The following is a 16,112-nucleotide window of genomic DNA, read 5'->3' as shown; positions in this document are numbered from 1 at the left end:
GTCAACAGAGCGTCAAGAGGCGGTCGCGGACGCGCGGGCCTTGGGGCAAAAGGCGCCAGCGGGGGTCCGGGTGCGGGATCATGTGTGCCATGACGGACGCAGGGCGCGACGCGGGGGAGCAGGACGGCGGCAGAGTGCCGCTGGAACGGCTGACCGGCAAACTGCTGGTCGCCACCACGGTCCTGGTCGACCCCAACTTCGACCGCACGGTGGTGCTGGTCGTCGACCACGACGACGACGGCACCCTGGGCGTCGTCCTCAACCGGCCCGGGAGCCTGGACGTCGAGGACGTGCTGGAGACCTGGGCGCCGCTGGCGGCCGAGCCCCCGACGGTGTTCCTGGGCGGCCCGGTCGCGCTGGACTCGGCGCTGGGCATCGCCTGCGTGCGCCCGGAGGCGGCGGTGCCGGGTGAGGAGCCGCTGGGCTGGCGGCAGTTCTCCGGCCGCCTGGGCCTGGTGGACCTGGACGCGCCCCCCGAGGTGCTGGCCCCGGACCTGACCGCGCTGCGGATCTTCGCCGGGTACGCCGGCTGGGGCCCGGGGCAGCTGGCCGGCGAGCTGGCGCAGCGGGCCTGGTACGTGGTCGAGCCGGAGCTGGCCGACGTGTTCACCACCGAGCCCGAGGACCTGTGGCGCCGGGTGCTGCGCCGCCAGGGCGGGACCATCGCGATGGTCGCGAACTGGACCGAGGACCCGGACCTGAACTAGCGGCAACTAGCGGCGTCGGCTTGCGGTGTCAAAGATCTGATACGGCGCCGGACGGCCCGGAGCCGCGTACGGGACGCGGCGCCGGGCTGGCGACTGGCTGTGAATCGTGCCGCGAGTGCTATTGCGTCGAGCTCAGCCCCGAGCTGATGTCCTTCATGCTCGGGATCTCCGAGCCGACCGCGCCGGTCTTGAGCAGGATGCCGTAGAGCACGACCGCGAGCCCCAGTACCAGCGCCGCCTGTGCGAACGAGCGCGACCGCAGCTTGTTCTTCCGCGCCGTCCACAGCCCCAGGACCAGCAGCGCCAGCAGCACCGCGACCAGGCCCAGGATGATGTGCGCCCACGACTGGTAGGAGACCCAGTCGCGCTGCACGCCGAACGGATCCTGCTTGGTGCGCGGCACGTTGTTCTTGAAGTCCGACCACGTGCGGGCCGCGTCGTGCGCCTGGACCAGCGGGTTGACCAGCAGGTAGGCGCCGGCGGCCAGGGCCGCGACGAGCAGCGCCAGGATCGAGGCGGCGTCGATGCCGGGCAGGAAGGTCGCCGCGACGCCGGTGTTCGGCGCGTTCGGGTCGACCGGTTCGGCGAACTCGGGTTCGCCGTCGGTGGGGGAGACCCAGGTGTCCCCGGCGAAGGCGCCGGTCGCCGGGTCCTGTGCCGCCGCGGCCTCGGCGCCGGGCTGAGCGGTCGCCTCGCCGGGCTGAGCGGGCTGGCCGGGCTGGCCGGGCTGACCGCTCTGACCGCTCTGACCGGGCTGGTCGGCGGCGCGCGCCGTCGCCTCGCTCATCGCGGCCTCGACGGACTCGACGGACTCGGCAGGCTTCGCGGCGCTCGCGGTCTCGGCGGGCTTCGCCGCCCCGGACTCAGCCGGCGCCGGCGCCGTGGGCCGGTCGGCCGAACCACCAGGGGGCTGGCCGGTGTTCGGGTCCGGCTGGGTATTCGGGTTCTCGGTCACAGCATCAGTCCATTCATAACGGTTCGCACCATTGTGACCGGTTGGTAGCCCCCATCCCGGGGCGGCGCGCGGCGCGCGGTCGATGCCCCTTGTTAGCTACCCGCAGGTAAGTCATATTTGAGGAATCGTCATGTTCCATCTCCGTAGCACCCCCTCACCTGCTAGGAGCACCTGTGAACAGAACACGGCGCAGACCCCTCACGGCCCTGTTCGCGGCCACCGCGCTCACCGGCGCGCTGGTGTCGACGTGGAGCGGCACCGCTCAGGCCGTCCCGGTCCCGGCCGCCACCCACGCCGGCCCGGCGGCCATCGTCGCGATGGGCGACAGCGCGATCTCCGGCGAAGGCGCCGGGACCGACACCAACGACGGCTACGTCGCCGGTACCGACGGCCCCAGCGACTACTGCCACCGCAGCACCAAGTCCGAGATCTTCGACACCGGGCTGTCCGGCCTCACCCCGTTCGACGTCGCCTGCTCCGGCGCCCAGACCGGGGACATCGCCTCGCTCCCGCAGTACTCCGCGGTCACCGGCAGCGGCGGCGGCGACTACGGCGAGCCGAAGCAGGACACGCAGCTGGCCGCCATCGCGAAGACGGACACCGTGAAGATGGTCGTGCTGACCATCGGCGCCAACGACGACTTCGACTTCACCGGGATCATGGAGGCCTGCCTCAACCAGTACTTCCCGATCCCGCAGTCGCAGGGCTGCCGGGACACCATCGGCACCGCCGAGATCCAGCGGCGGGCCGCGGCCGTGCAGCCGAAGGTGGTCGCGGCGATCGAGGACGTCCGGCAGACCATGCGCAACGCCGGCTACGCGGACTCGGACTACCAGCTCGTCTTCCAGTCCTACTTCACGCCGATCACCCCGGACCTGCGCTCGGGCGTCGACAACTACGTCAGCAAGGTCGCCAACGGCTGCCCGGCCGCCACCGAGGACCTGGCCTGGGGCCACAACCTGGTGGTGCCGCTGTTCTCCGACGCGCTGCGGCACGCCGCCGAGCAGGTGCCCGGCGTGCGGTACCTGGACCAGCGGCGCGTCAGCTACGGCCACGAGGTCTGCGCGGAGCTCACGTCCTCGCCGTACGAGTACACCAACGGCGACGTCATCGACACCTCGGAGATGACCCGCAACGGCTGCGACCAGAAGGTCCTGTTCGGCGGCCTGATCTGCATGGACGAGATCCGGCAGTCCTACCACCTGCGGGTCGCCGGCTACCAGGGCGAGGGCGCGTGCCTCGGCGACTTCTACGCGTCGGCGAACGCTGAGTCGTACTGCACGCTGGACCAGCAGGACGGCACCGCGATCCGGCCCTTGAGCCCCGGTCAGCCCTGGCTGGACCAGGTCGACGACGGGGGCTGGTTCCAGCTGACCAGCAAGGCGAGCGGGAACGTCTGGGACTTCTCCGGCGGCGGCACCGACGGCGACTCGACCAACGGCCGGCCGCTGATCACCTACGCGGCCACCGGCGGGCTGAACCAGTCCTTCGTGACCGAGATCAAGGCCGACGGCTCCTACGAGGTCGACTTCAGCGGCAACCGGAACATGTGCCTGGACGCCACCGGCGGTCAGGCCGCGGCCGGCGTGAAGCTGGAGCAGTGGGGCTGCAACGGCAACGCGAACCAGCACTGGTTCTTCAAGCCGGAAGGCGGCGGCTACTACGCGGTGTCGTCGGCGCAGAACCAGGATCTGGTCGCCACGATCGGCGGCTCGACCGACGGCTCCGGGAATCCGGTGATCGAGCTCCAGCCGTATTCCGGCGCCGCGAACCAGCTCTGGCAGCTCAACGAACTGGGGATCGTTTACCTGCACGGGTAGCCCCCGTGACCTGCAGGTAACGATCCAGTGCCGCGTCGTACCCCAACGCTGCTCGCCGGGGTGCGGCGCGGCATAGACTCAAGAGCATGAGCACGCCGACTTTCGAACCGGACACGGACACCGGCGGCTCGACGATCGTCGAGGAACGCGTCGAGTCCGACTACCGCTACGAGCCCGGTGATGAGGAGCGCTTCGCGCACTACGCCGAGCGGGACAAGATCATGGAGGCGTCCGTCTTCGGGACGCCGCTGGTGGCGCTGTGCGGGAAGGTGTGGGTGCCCTCGCGGGACCCGAGCCGGTTCCCCGTGTGCCCGGAGTGCAAGGAGATCTTCGAGGGCCTGGAGCCCGGCGGCGGTGACGGCGACGGGGACGGCGGGACGAGCTGACCGGGATGATTCGGCCGGACGGTTTCGGGCCGTCCGGCGACGGGGGATTCGGGGGCGATGCGGGCGGTGCGGTGCCGGCCGGCGGTCACGCGCTGCCGGTGCGGGCCGCCGGCAGCCCGGAGGGTGCGCTGGTCTTCGGCGGCGAGGGCGAGCGGCCCGGGTTCGAGCTGGGCGCTTTCGACACCGATGAGGACGACGGCGAGATAGCCGGGACGGCCGACGAGGTCGGAGCGGGCGCGCCGGCGGCGAGCTGGTTCGACGGCGCTGGTACTTCGGGCACCTCGGGCGCTTCAGCTGGAGCAGGCTCAGCCGGCGCAGGCTCCGGCGGCGCAGGCGTGCCGGCGGAAGCAGGTGCCGGAACCGGAGCAGGAGCAGGAGCAGGTCCAGTCGGCGCCGGTACGTCGGCCGATGGCGTGTTGCCGGGCTCGGCAGCCGACCAGGCTCCGCCCGCAGTGGGCCCCGGCCTGGCCGGCTCCCCGGTAGCCGCCCCGCGCTCCCTGTTCGGCCCGCAAAGCGTGGTCGAAGCCGTGCAGGTCCTGGCCGAGCACCCGGACGCGGTGATCATCGCCGGCGGCACCGTCGCCATGCCGGAGATCACCGAGGGCCGCCGCCACCCCGGCGCGGTCCTCACCCTGCACCGCTGCGCCGAACTGCGCGGCTGGTCGACCGGGCCCGGCGAGGTGCTGCTGCACGCCGGCCTGACACTGGCCGAGATGTCGCAGCGCGACCTGCGCCAGCAGGTCCCGGCGCTGAACCAGGCCGCGCGCACGGTCGGCGCGCCGCACGTCCGCGCCAACGCCACCCTCGGCGGCAACCTGGTGGTCGGCCCGGCCTCGGCGGACCTGCCGGTGGTGCTCGCCGCGCTCGGCGCGTCCGTGCTGGTGGCCTCCGCCGACGGTGTGCGCACGGTCTCGGTGTCCGACTTCTACGACCGCGACGGCGTCCCGCAGCTCACCCCCGGCGAACTCGTCGTCGGCGCGCGGGTGCCGGTCGTCGAGGGCATGCAGGGCTTCATGAAGATCGGGGTCCGCGGCGGCATCTCGCGGTCGATCCTGTCGATCATGCTGGCCGTGGATCCGGCGCGGCGCAGCGCGACCTGCGTCGTCGGCGCGATGGCGCTGGCCGCGCTGCCGTCCGGCACCGGCCGCGGCGGGCTGCCGACCCTGCTGCGCGCCGACCACGCCGACCGCTGGCTGGCCGAGCAGGTGGACTGGGAGGCCGGCGCGATCGCCGACCCGACCGTCTACGAGACCTTCGGCCGCCTGGTCGCCGACTCGCTCGTCTACGGCGACGGGAGCGGCACCCTCGGCGGGGGCGGCGACCCGTATCGTCGGAAAGCCGTGGAGATCTGCGCCCGCCGGGCGCTGCTGCGCGCGCTGCCGCCGCTGGGCTGGCTGGACCAGGTCCGCGAGTTGCAGAAGCGGGCCGACTTCCAGCGTGCCAAGCAGCGGGTGGAACGGGCCGAGCAGGCGCGGAACCAGGACCGGTAGCCGGTAGTTCAGTAGGACAGTGGGACTTTTTGGGCCGCCGGCATCCGCCGGCGCCGCCGGGCGAAGGGGATGGACCAGTGAGCCACAGGTGAGCGAGTCGGCGGTGGAATGGCCGGCCGTGGGCCTGACGCTGCGCGTCGACGGGCACGAATATCCGGTGCCGCAGGTGTGGATCGGCGACTCGCTGCTGGCGGTGTTGCGCGAGCGCCTGGACCTCGACGAGCCGCGCGACGGCTGCGGGGTCGGCGAATGCGGGTCCTGTCTGGTCACGCTCGACGGCCGGCTGGCGGCGGCGTGCCTGGTGCCCGCGGTCGCCGCGGCGGACCGGGACGTGCGCACGCCCCAGGACGCGGCGTTCGAGGCGGCCCGCGAGGCGGTCGAGGCCGCCAACGCCAGCCCCTGCGGATTCTGCGCCCCGGCGCTCACCGTCGCCATCACCGATCTGTTGCACCGCAACGCCGATCCGGGGCCGGCGGCGGTCCGGGAGGCGCTGGCCGGGATCGTCTGCCGCTGCGCCGAGTCCGGACGCTGGATCGAGGCGGTGGCCCGGGCCGGGGAGGCCGGCGTCGGGGACGCGGGCGCCGCCGGACCCGGGATCTCCGACTCCGGCGAGATGCCGGCGTACGTGGTCGAGGCCGGGGAGCCCGCGTGACCGAGCCCAAGTTCCCCGCCGACCTGCGGGCCGAGGGCATGCTGTGGATGGGCGTCACCCGCTCCCCGCACGCCAGCGCCGCGATCCGCGGCCTGGACATGCGGCCGGCGCGCGCCATCGCCGGCGTGCACGCCGTGCTCTCCGCCGCCGACCTGCCTGGCTACAACTTCCACGGCCCGCGCTCCATCGACCAGCCGGTGCTGGCCGCCGACGTGGCCCGGTACATCGGCGAGCCGGTGGCCGTGGTGGCCGCCGAGCACCCGGCGCTGGCGCGCGCCGCGGCCGAGCGCGTGCGCGTGATCTGGGACCCGCTGCGGCCCCTGCACGACCCGGATCAGGCCTCGACGGCGCCGCCGATCCACCCGGACGGCAACGTCCTGCACACCACCACCCTGGCCTTCGGCACCGAGCCGGCGACGCTGGCCGATCCGGCGAGCGCCGAGTCCGCGGGGCGCAAGATCGTCGAGGGCGAGTACGTCTTCGACGGCGTCGCCTCCCGGCCCGCGGCTCCGGCCGTGGTGATCGCGGTGCCCAACGGCGAGCGCGGGATCGAGATCTACGTCGCGACCGTCTCCCCGCGCGGCGACCGCGAGGTGGTCGCGCAGTGCCTGGGCCTGCCGGTGGAGAAGGTGCACGTCATCCCGACCCGGGTCGGCGGCGCCGACACCCACCGCGAGGACGTGGGCCTGCAGGTGCAGGCGGCGCTGCTGGCGATGGCCACCGGCCGGCCGGTGAAGGCGGTCGTCCCGCGCGACGCCCCGGCGCATCCGGGACGCCCGGCGGCGCAGCTGCGCTACCGGCACGTGGTGGGCGAGGACGGCAGCCTGGTCGCGGTCGAGGCCGACATCCTGCTCGACGGCGGCGCCTACGCCTCCACCACGATCGACATCCTGGAGGAGGCCTGCCGGCTGGCGGTCGGGCCCTACCGGGTGCCGAACGTGCGGGTCACCGGCCGCGTGGTCCGCACGAACAACCCGCCGACCGGCCGGGTGCGCGGCGGCGGCGGGGCGCTGACGTGCGCGGCCTACGAGGCGCAGATGGACGCCGCGGGTTCGGCGGTGGGCCTGGGCGGCCTGGAGGTCCGGCTTCGCAACCTGCTGCGACCCGGCGACCTGGTCCCGGACGCGAGTGATCCGCTGGGCAAGCCGGCCGCGGCCCCGGTGCCGATCCCGGACTGCCTGCACGAGATCCTCGACACCCCGATGCCGAACTTCCCGCCGGGGCCGGACATCCGCGAATACCCGGGAACCGTCGGGCGGACCGGGGAGCTGACCCGGATCCGGCGCGGGGTCGGCGTCGCGCTGGGCATGGCCGACCTGTCGAACCCGACGCAGCTGGGGGAGTACGCGACCGCTGTCGTGCTGGTCTCGATGACCGCGGAGGGCCCGGCCGCGACCGTGGCCTGCTCGGCCGTGGAGACCGGCTCGGGCCTGCACGACCTGATCCGCGTCACGGTCGAGCGCACGCTGGGCATCGCGCCGGAGCGGGTCGCCGTCCGGGCGCCGGAGGACCCCGGCTCGCTGCCCTCGTCGTCGGCCGTCACGCATCCGGCGTGGGTGCACGGCAGCGCGGTCGAGGCGGCGGCGAAGCAGGTCCGTGCGAAGCTCTTCCGGTCGCTGGCCGAGCAGATAGGCATCGACGGCGGGCTGCTGAAGGTCATCGACGGCTACCTGGTCTCGCACGACGACGTCTTCCATCTCCCCCTCGACGACGCCTACCGGCAGTGCCTCCAGTCCGGCCGCGTGGTGCGCGGCGACGGCGAGTTCCGCATGGTGACCATGCCGGCCCTGACCGGCACCTCGGACGCGGCCAGCGTCGCGGTCGGCGCGGTGCGCGCGGTGGTGGACGTGGACACCGAACTCGGCCTGGTGAACGTGATCCAGGTGGCGATCGCGCAGGACGCGGGCCGGGTCGCGGTGATGGACCGGGCCGTGCACCGGGTCGCCTCCGGAGCCGTGGCCGGCGCCGGCTTCGTCCTGTCCGAGGGCTCGGATCTGCCCTTCGGCTGGGGCGAACCCTCGACGATGGACGCCCCGGAGGTCGTGGTCGCCGCGCTGCTGGAGACCGCCGAGGAGGCGAAGGAGGAGATCGGCCCGGACGGCCTGCCGGTCGCCGCGCCGCCGCTGGGCGGCATGAAGCCGGTCGGCGACCTGTCGGTGATGGCGACCCCGGCCGCGGTGCTGGCCGCGATCCGGGACGCGGTGGGGGATCCGCAGGGTGGGTCACCGCTTCGACTGCCGTTGCGACCCGATCGGGCGTGGTGGGTTCTCGGGTGAGGTAATCTCGGGGGTCGGTCCTTACGGACCGCGCGTTCGAAGGCGTGAGTAGGCACAGCAAGCGGGTGGAATAAGAGGAGGAACCGTGAGCATCTCGGCGGCCTCCCATCTGTCCCCGTCCTACCCGGACCGGGCCGCGCGCGGCACCGCGGGGCGGCTGCGGGCCTGGCAGCAGGCGGCGCTGGAGCAGTACATGGAGCGCGAGCCGCGGGACTTCCTGGCTGTCGCGACCCCCGGCGCGGGCAAGACCACCTTCGCGCTGCGCATCGCCACGGAGCTGCTGGACCGGCACGTGGTGAACACCATCACGATCGTGGCGCCGACCGAGCACCTGAAGACGCAGTGGGCTGAGGCGGCGCACCGGGTCGGGATAAAGATCGACCCCAACTACAGCGGCGTGACCGGCGGCACCTCCCGGGACTACCAGGGCATCGCGGTGACCTACGCCGGCGTGGCCGCGCACCCGATGCTGCACCGGAACCGCGTCGAGGGTCGCAGGACCCTGGTGATCCTGGACGAGATCCACCACGCCGGCGACTCCAAGTCGTGGGGCGAGGCGGCCTACGAGGCCTTCGAGCCGGCGACCCGGCGCCTGGCCCTGACCGGCACGCCCTTCCGCTCGGACACGAACCCGATCCCGTTCGTGACCTACGCGCCCGACAACGAGGGCATCCGCCGCAGCATCGCGGACTACTCGTACGGCTACGGCGAGGCGCTCACCGACGGCGTCGTGCGTCCGGTCGTGTTCATGTCGTACGCGGGCCGGATGCGCTGGCGCACCAAGGCCGGCGACGAGATCGCCATGCAGCTCAACGAGCCGATGACGAACGACGCCGTCAAACAGGCCTGGCGCACCGCGCTGGACCCGGCCGGCGACTGGATGCCGCAGGTGCTGCGCGCCGCGGACCGCCGGCTGCGCGAGGTGCGGCGCGGCATCCCGGACGCCGGCGGGCTGGTCATCGCCACCGACCAGGGCGCCGCCCGGGCCTACGCGGACATGCTCAAGGACATCACCGGACAGCGGCCGACGGTCGTGGTCTCGGACGACCCCGACTCCTCGAAGAACATCTCCGAGTTCACCGAAAACGACGACCGCTGGATGGTCGCGGTCCGCATGGTGTCCGAGGGCGTCGACGTCCCGCGCCTGGCGGTCGGCGTATACGCCACCGGCATCTCCACGCCGCTGTTCTTCGCCCAGGCCGTCGGCCGCTTCGTGCGCGCCCGCCGGCACGGCGAGACGGCGTCGGTCTTCGTGCCCTCGATCCCGATGCTCCTCGAGTTCGCGAACGAGATGGAGAAGCAGCGCGACCACGCGCTGGACAAGCCGACCCAGGCCACCACGACCGAGGACGTCTGGGGCGAGGAAGAGGCACTGCTCGCGGAGGCCAACCGCACCGAAAAGGAGCAGGGCTACGAAGAGGAACTCTTCACCTTCCAGGCCCTGAACTCCGAGGCCGAGTTCGACCGGGTCCTCTACGACGGCGCGGAGTTCGGCCTCCCGGCCGACCCGGGCTCGCGCGAGGAGGCGGAGTACCTGGGCCTGCCGGGGCTGCTGGACCCGGAGCACATCAAGGTTCTGCTGGCGAAGCGGCAGCAGATGCACCTGAGCAGCGCACGCAAGAAGGCGCTGTTGCGGTCACAGGCCGAGGCGATCGTCGGGGCCGAGGAACGTCCGGTGATGACGCGCAAGCAGCTGCTGGAGCTCCGGAAGGAGCTGCAGGGGCTGGTCGGCGCGTGGCACCACAAGACCGGCAAGCCGCACGGGACCATCCACGGCGAGCTGCGGCGGACGTGCGGGGGGCCGGCGGTGGCGCAGGCTACTGCTACGCAGTTGCAGAAGCGGATTGACATGGTGCGGCGGTGGGCTGCCGAGGGCGGGTATTAGGCGCTGGTCGTTGCCCTGCCGCCTGCCGCGGTTGCTGGCCCGAACAAGCCCCTTAGCCGGCAGCAGGTCAGTGCACGCTGCCAGGCTACTTGTCCGTCCGAAGATTTTGTAAGCTCAGTATTCTGCATTTGGCTTGAGCAGCGACGACTTGCTTCGCGCCAGACCCAGCTCAGTTCCTGCCGGACTCGCTGCAGCGGCCATGCGCTGTAGTCGGCGTCTCGCTGCGGTCGGCGACTCGAAACGGGGAGGCTTCGGGGGATGGCACGTCCTACTGGTTGGGACATTCTGGGCTTGGATGGCGACCCCACGCCGGGCGTGGTGGAGTCGGTGCAGGCTTTGGCGAGGGAGTTCGGGGATTTCGCGCATGATGTGGAGGCGGCGTATCGAAGCCTGAACGCGTTCGGCTCCGACACGGCGGCGATGCAGTGGGTCGGTCAGACCGCTGATTCGTTCAAGAACCAGTACGGTCCGTTGCCGGGGCGTTTGCAGAAGCTGTACACGTCTTACAGCGAGGCCTCCGACGCACTGTCCGCGTACGCGCCAGCGTTGCAGGCAGCCCAGTCCAAGGCTGATGCCGCGCTGCGGCAGGCTCAGGACGCGAACGCGGACCTGCAGCGCGCCACCACCAACGCCAACAGCGCGGCGGCCGATTTGAAGACGGCGCAGCAGAACCACGCCGCCAGCCCCAACCCGCAGGCGGTCACCGACGCCCAAACCGCGCACGACACCGCGCAAACCAACCTGACCAACGCCAAAGCCACAATGGCCGCGTTGACCAAACAGGCCAACGACGCCTACCACGACCGCATCACCGCCGCCCAAGCCTGCGCCCGCGCCATCGGCCACGCCCAATCCGACGGCATCCACAACAAGCACTGGTGGGAACACCTCGGCGCGGACCTGGCCGAGTGGGGCGGCAAGATCGCCGAGATCGCCAACGACCTCGCGCCGATCCTGGACGTCCTGGCCCTGGCCACCTCCTGGATCCCCGGCGTCGACGTCATCACCGCCGGACTCGCGGAAGCTGACAACCTGATCGCCCTGGCGGGGACGGGTCTGGAGATCGCCGGCGACGCCATGCAGGGCCACTGGGGCGATGCCCTGATGGGCGCCGGCATGCTCGGGCTCACCTTCCTCGGCGGCAAGGCCATTGAGAAGTTCGGTGGTGCCGCGCTGGAGCGGATCGGCGCCCGAGCCAACAAAGAAGCCCTGACCGCCGGCGACCCGGTCGACGTGGTGTCCGGTCAGATGCTGCTGAAGGGGGACACCGACCTTTTCCTGCCCGGTGTGCTCCCGCTCGTGGTGGGTCGTTCCTATGCGTCGGCCTACTCCGCCGGCCGGTTGTTCGGCCCCGGCTGGGCGTCCTTCCTCGACCAGCGGGTCTCCGTCAACGCCGCGGGCATTCACTTCGCCGGCGAGGACTGCCAGGTCCTCGACTTCCCGATCCCGGTCGGCGCCGAGCCGGTGCACACGGCACGGGGCGAGCTGTTGTCCCTGACGTGGGATCGCGAGAACGACGAGATCCGGATCGAGTCGGTCCGCGGCGGGACGACATGGCACTTCGGCGTGGTGCACCATCGCGAGGAAGCCGGCCAGATCCGTGATCTGACCGCCCTGTCCGACCGCAACGGCAACCGAATAGAGATCCTGCGAACCGCCGACGGAATCCCGACCGGCATCGAGCACTACGGCGGCTACCGCGTCGCCATCGACGTCGGCCCGACGGCCGGCGGGCCGCGCCTCACCGGCATCCGCCTCCTCGACGCGACCGAGGGCAGCGTCCTCGTCCGCGAGTTCGGCTACGACGAAGCGGGCCGCCTCACTGAAATGGTCGACGCCTCGGCCACGGCCTTCCGGTACGTCTACGACGACGCCGACCGGATCACCGCCTGGATCGACCGCAACGGCGTCACGTACCGGTACGAGTACGACGAGGCGGGGCGCGTCGTCCGGGGCTCGAACCCGGAGGGTCTGCTCGCCGCCGCGTTCGCCTACGACGACGAGGCCCGTACCACGGTCGTCACCGACTCCCTCGGCTTCCGGACGACCTACCGCCATGACGAGAACGGCCACCCGGACCTGATCACCGACGCCCTCGGCGGGGTGCGCGAAATACGCTCCGATCCGCGCGGCCACCTGATGCGCCAGGTCGACCAGTTGGGACAGGTCACCGAGTTCGTCCGCGACGACCGCGGCAACGAGCTCGGCGTCAACCGGTCGGACGGCACGCGGGTGCGGGCCGCCTACAACGCGTTCGACCGCCCGGTGGAACTCACCGCGCCCGACGGCGCGGTGTGGCGCTACGAGTACGACGCACGCGGCCGGCTCATCGCCGTGACCGATCCCCTGGGGGCGGTCAGCGGCTTCCGTTACGACGAACGAGGATTTCTGACGCGGTCGTCGGACGCGCTGGGCGCGTCGCAGCGCCATGTCTGCGACGCGGCTGGGCTTCCGGTCGAGGTGGTGGACCCGACCGGCGGAGTCGTCCGCTGCCGTCGCGACGCGTTCGGCCGCATCGTCGAGTACGTCGATCCCCTCGGCGCGGTCACGACGATCGAGCGCGACGCCCTGGGCCGTCCGGTCCGCGAGACCGCGCCGGACGGGACCACGCAGCGCTGGGAGTACGACCCCGAGGGCAACCTCGTCGCCTACACCACCCCGGCGGGGGCGGTCACCGTGTTCGAATACGGGCCCTTCGACAAGGTCACGGCCCGCACCGATCCCGACGGCGGCCGCTACCTGTTCGGCTACGACAGCGAGCTGCGCCTGGCCACGGTCACCGGTCCGACCGGGCTGACCTGGCGCTACGAGCACGACGCGGTCGGCAACCTGGTCGGCGAGACCTCCTTCGACGGCGTCGGGCTCGCCTATCGCCTCGACGCCGCGGGCCGCCTGGTCGCCCGGACCGGCCCGGACGGCACGGACGTCACCTTCGTGCGCGACGGGCAGGGCCGTGTGGTGGAACGGTACGCGGGAGGCGACGTCTTCCGTTACGCCTACGACGAGGCGGGGCGGCTGCGGGCGGCGACCGGGGCCGGATCGACGATCTCGTACGAGCGCGACGCGCTCGGCCGCGTGACCGCCGAGACAGTGGACGGCCGCACGCTCGTGAACGTCTACGACGCCGTCGGGCAGCGCACCGAGCGGACCACGCCGGGCGGCGTCACGACCCGGTGGAGCTATGACGCCTCCGGCCGCCACCAGAGCGCTACGGGGACGGCCGGGGCCCTGGAATTCCGGTACGACGCGGCCGGGCGCGAGACACTCCGCCTGCTCGGCCCCGGAGCTTCGCTGAGCCAGACCTATGACTCGGTCGGACGGCCCCTCGTCCAGGGCATCTGGTCGCACCCGGGGCAGGACCCCGCAGCGGCGGCCCGAGCTGCCGAGCCGGTGTCGTTGCAGAGCCGGAGTGTCAGCTACCGCGCCGACGGACTCCCGGTGGAGGCCAGGGACGCGCTCCGCGGCACGACTGTCTACCAGCTCGACCTCTCCGGCCGGGTGACCGCGGTCGAGGCCGCGTCCTGGCGTGAGACCTATGCCTACGACGCACTGGGCAATCTGAGCCTCGCGCAGACACCGCAGCTCCAGGACCAGGACCGCGACGAGCCCGCTTCGCGCGAACGCACCCACACCGGCACCCGGATCGACCGCGACCACCGCACGACCTACGAGTACGACGACGCCGGACAGTTGGTCCGCAAGATCCGCCGAACGCTGTCCGGCGGACGCCGGATCTGGACGTACAGCTGGGACGCGGACGGCCGCTTGACCGGCTTCACGGGACCCGACGGAGACACCTGGTCCTACAGCTACGACCCGCTGGACCGGCGCACGGCCAAAACCCGGATCGCCGCCGACGGCACGGTCGCTGACACCGTCCGCTTCAGCTGGGACGGACCTCGGGTCGCCGAGGAACTGCGGATCGCCCCCGACGGCCGCAGCACCACGGTCACGTGGGACTACGAGCCGCGCGGATTCAAGCCGGTGGCGCAGACCCGGCGGAGCTGGGCCGCCGACGCTCCGCAGGAGGAGATCGACGAGGAGTTCCACGCGATCGTCACGGACGCCGTCGGCACCCCGATGGAGTTGGTCACCTCCGACGGTCGGCTGGCGTGGTACACCACCCGCTCGCTGTACGGTCGGCGAATCGTGGCGCCGGAGAGCACCACCGACTGCCCGCTCGGCTTCCCCGGCCAGTACCGGGACGACGAGAGCGGCCTGTATTACAACGTCCACCGGTACTACGACCCGGAGACGGCGGCGTACCTGTCGCCCGACCCCCTCGGTTTCGCGCCGGCCGACAACAACACCGCGTACGTCACGAACCCGCTGGTCGAGAGCGACCCGCTCGGCCTGTTCTCCTGCCCGATCGCCGTGGGCAAGGAACTGGAGGGCATGCGCGGCGGGATGGGCATGAAGACCGTCGACGAGGAGGACGCGATCGCTGCCCCGTACCTCGCGGCGGGCAAGAACCCTCCGCCGGGAACCCTCAACACCCTCGGGAAGATGGAGTTCGACGGCGGCCGCGAACCCGTCTACGGCATCAACGGCCGACTGGCCGAGCGCACCGACGCCTACCCCGGCAAGGGCAACAGCTTGATGCCGCAGTCGTACGTGGACCACGCTGAGGGCGACATGGCCTATCAGGCATCCCAGCGCGGTTACAGCGGCGGCAATGCCGCGATCTACACCGACCGCAACCAGTGCGGTTTCTGCAACAGGTCCATCAAGGGGTACGTGAAGTTGCTGAACCTGGACTCGATCACCGTCTACGATCCCCGTGGACTGGTCGGCGTCTGGGACGCGACCGGCAAGATCGCATAGGCTGCCGGAACCGCGAAACGGTGCAGGGAGAGACAATCGTGGATTACCAGATCACCTTGATGTATCCGACCCATGTCGAGAAGACAGTGACCCGAGCCGATCTGCCGGCCGAGTACGCACAGCTCAAGACGGCCAACGCACCGAACGTCTCCTGGGGCGAGGACACCGACAGGTCGCTGATCGTGCAGGTCGCGGACGACTACTGCGTGGTCAGCATGGCCTCGGACGACGACTACTTCTACCTCCAGACGTCCGACGACGACGAACTCGTCACGATCATCATGGGCGGCGTCGACGGGCAGGTGCCGAAGGGGGCGCTCGTGGACAGGGAACTGGGACTGGAAGCCCTGCTGCGAGTCGACGACTGGCCGGCTCTGCTCACCGAGTACACGTGGGTCAGCGCCTACTGATCGACTCCAGCCGCACCCGCCACCAGGTCAAACCGCCGGGACTACTGGATAGCCGGCCACCGCGGCGACTTTCGCGACCGCCGCGAAATCAGCATCGGGGTTGAGCACGCGGACGAGCTCCGCAGTCAGCGGCTCTCCGGCGAAAACCGCCCGCACCGCCTCCGCGTCGATCTCCCGCTCGAAGTAGTACTTGGCGTGATCGATGTAGCCCGCAACGCCGCCCTCAAGGACGCTGCCGAACATCCAGCCTGATCCGTCGGTGGAGGAGGCGTCGCCGTCGAACTCGACCGGGCCGCAGTGCCAGGCGCTGTCGGCGGTTTCGCGCCAGATGCAGAGGGTCGCGTCGAAGAACTCCTCGAACAGGAACGCCTTCTCCTCGGTCCAGCGGGCCAGGGTGGGCGGGAGTCCGTCGAGCAGGCCCGGCCAGTGTGCGCGGGGTTCGTCGCGCCAGGGTGTGGCCTCGGATTCGTGGTCGAAGCCGTAGAGGAAGACGCCTGCTGGTTCGAAGGCGATGTCCCAGTGGTCGCCGCCGCCGTTGTCCATGCGGGCCAGGTCGACTCCCGGCTGCCAGGCGGCGGTGAACATGTACTTCGGGTATTTGAGGCTGAAGGCCGCGTCGAGTACGCCGAACGCGCGGCAGGTGGTGCGCAGCTCCTCCGGCTCGGGGAGCCGTGCTGCCAGATCCTGGACGGTCACGGGGCTATTGA

General features: G+C 71.5%; 11 protein-coding genes. 9 read left to right on the top strand and 2 right to left on the bottom strand.

Going from position 1 to position 16,112, the window contains the following annotated elements:
- The first annotated feature begins 89 nt into the window (after positions 1–89).
- Positions 90–707 carry a YqgE/AlgH family protein gene (locus ABH920_RS12140; protein ID WP_194905001.1) on the top strand — a complete coding sequence of 206 codons (618 nt, stop codon included), beginning with the start codon at positions 90–92 and terminating at the stop codon, positions 705–707.
- 118 nt (positions 708–825) lie between these two features.
- Here the strand turns inward: ABH920_RS12140 and ABH920_RS12135 are convergent, their stop codons facing one another.
- Complete coding sequence (locus ABH920_RS12135) at positions 826–1,662, bottom strand: hypothetical protein (RefSeq protein ID WP_370349001.1); 837 nt, start codon at positions 1,660–1,662, stop codon at positions 826–828.
- A gap of 173 nt (positions 1,663–1,835) precedes the next feature.
- On the opposite strand from ABH920_RS12135, the gene ABH920_RS12130 reads away from it, so the two are divergent.
- The 8 genes from ABH920_RS12130 to ABH920_RS12095 all read left to right on the top strand — a co-directional run bounded on the left by ABH920_RS12130 (position 1,836) and on the right by ABH920_RS12095 (position 15,405).
- Positions 1,836–3,482 (top strand): RICIN domain-containing protein, encoded by a 1,647-nt coding sequence (locus ABH920_RS12130; RefSeq protein WP_370349000.1) that lies wholly within the window; start codon positions 1,836–1,838, stop codon positions 3,480–3,482.
- Positions 3,483–3,568: 86 nt separating this feature from the next.
- Complete coding sequence (locus ABH920_RS12125; RefSeq protein WP_370348999.1) at positions 3,569–3,868, top strand: DUF3039 domain-containing protein; 300 nt, start codon at positions 3,569–3,571, stop codon at positions 3,866–3,868.
- A gap of 5 nt (positions 3,869–3,873) precedes the next feature.
- On the top strand, positions 3,874–5,358 hold the full coding sequence (locus ABH920_RS12120; RefSeq protein WP_370348998.1) for a xanthine dehydrogenase family protein subunit M: 1,485 nt from the start codon (positions 3,874–3,876) through the stop codon (positions 5,356–5,358).
- A gap of 88 nt (positions 5,359–5,446) precedes the next feature.
- On the top strand, positions 5,447–6,010 hold the full coding sequence (locus ABH920_RS12115; RefSeq protein WP_370348997.1) for a (2Fe-2S)-binding protein: 564 nt from the start codon (positions 5,447–5,449) through the stop codon (positions 6,008–6,010).
- The gene (locus tag ABH920_RS12110) at positions 6,007–8,286 is read left to right on the top strand and encodes a xanthine dehydrogenase family protein molybdopterin-binding subunit (protein WP_370348996.1); all 2,280 of its coding nucleotides are present in this window, start codon (positions 6,007–6,009) and stop codon (positions 8,284–8,286) included. The genes ABH920_RS12115 and ABH920_RS12110 overlap by 4 nt, the downstream gene beginning before the upstream one ends.
- An 85-nt stretch (positions 8,287–8,371) precedes the next feature.
- On the top strand, positions 8,372–10,171 hold the full coding sequence (locus ABH920_RS12105) for a DEAD/DEAH box helicase (RefSeq protein WP_370348995.1): 1,800 nt from the start codon (positions 8,372–8,374) through the stop codon (positions 10,169–10,171).
- A 291-nt stretch (positions 10,172–10,462) separates the two neighbouring features.
- Positions 10,463–14,995, top strand: coding sequence for an RHS repeat-associated core domain-containing protein (locus ABH920_RS12100; RefSeq protein ID WP_370348994.1), 4,533 nt, complete (start codon positions 10,463–10,465; stop codon positions 14,993–14,995).
- A 38-nt stretch (positions 14,996–15,033) separates the two neighbouring features.
- The gene (locus ABH920_RS12095; protein ID WP_370348993.1) at positions 15,034–15,405 is read left to right on the top strand and encodes a hypothetical protein; all 372 of its coding nucleotides are present in this window, start codon (positions 15,034–15,036) and stop codon (positions 15,403–15,405) included.
- Positions 15,406–15,432: 27 nt separating this feature from the next.
- On the opposite strand, the gene ABH920_RS12090 is transcribed toward ABH920_RS12095, so the two are convergent.
- Complete coding sequence (locus tag ABH920_RS12090) at positions 15,433–16,101, bottom strand: hypothetical protein (RefSeq protein ID WP_370348992.1); 669 nt, start codon at positions 16,099–16,101, stop codon at positions 15,433–15,435.
- Positions 16,102–16,112 lie beyond the last annotated feature (11 nt).

The organism is Catenulispora sp. EB89 (assembly GCF_041261445.1).
Classification (GTDB): domain Bacteria; phylum Actinomycetota; class Actinomycetes; order Streptomycetales; family Catenulisporaceae; genus Catenulispora.
Note: the sequence above shows the minus strand (reverse complement) of the source record. Positions and strands in the feature narration are given on the sequence as shown.

What these genes read in the sequence shown, in the direction of transcription:
- ABH920_RS12140 (WP_194905001.1), top strand. Translation starts at nt 90, where the DNA reads ATGACGGACGCAGGGCGCGACGCGGGGGAGCAGGACGGCGGCAGAGTG.
- ABH920_RS12125 (WP_370348999.1), top strand. Translation starts at nt 3,569, where the DNA reads ATGAGCACGCCGACTTTCGAACCGGACACGGACACCGGCGGCTCGACG.
- ABH920_RS12120 (WP_370348998.1), top strand. Translation starts at nt 3,874, where the DNA reads ATGATTCGGCCGGACGGTTTCGGGCCGTCCGGCGACGGGGGATTCGGG.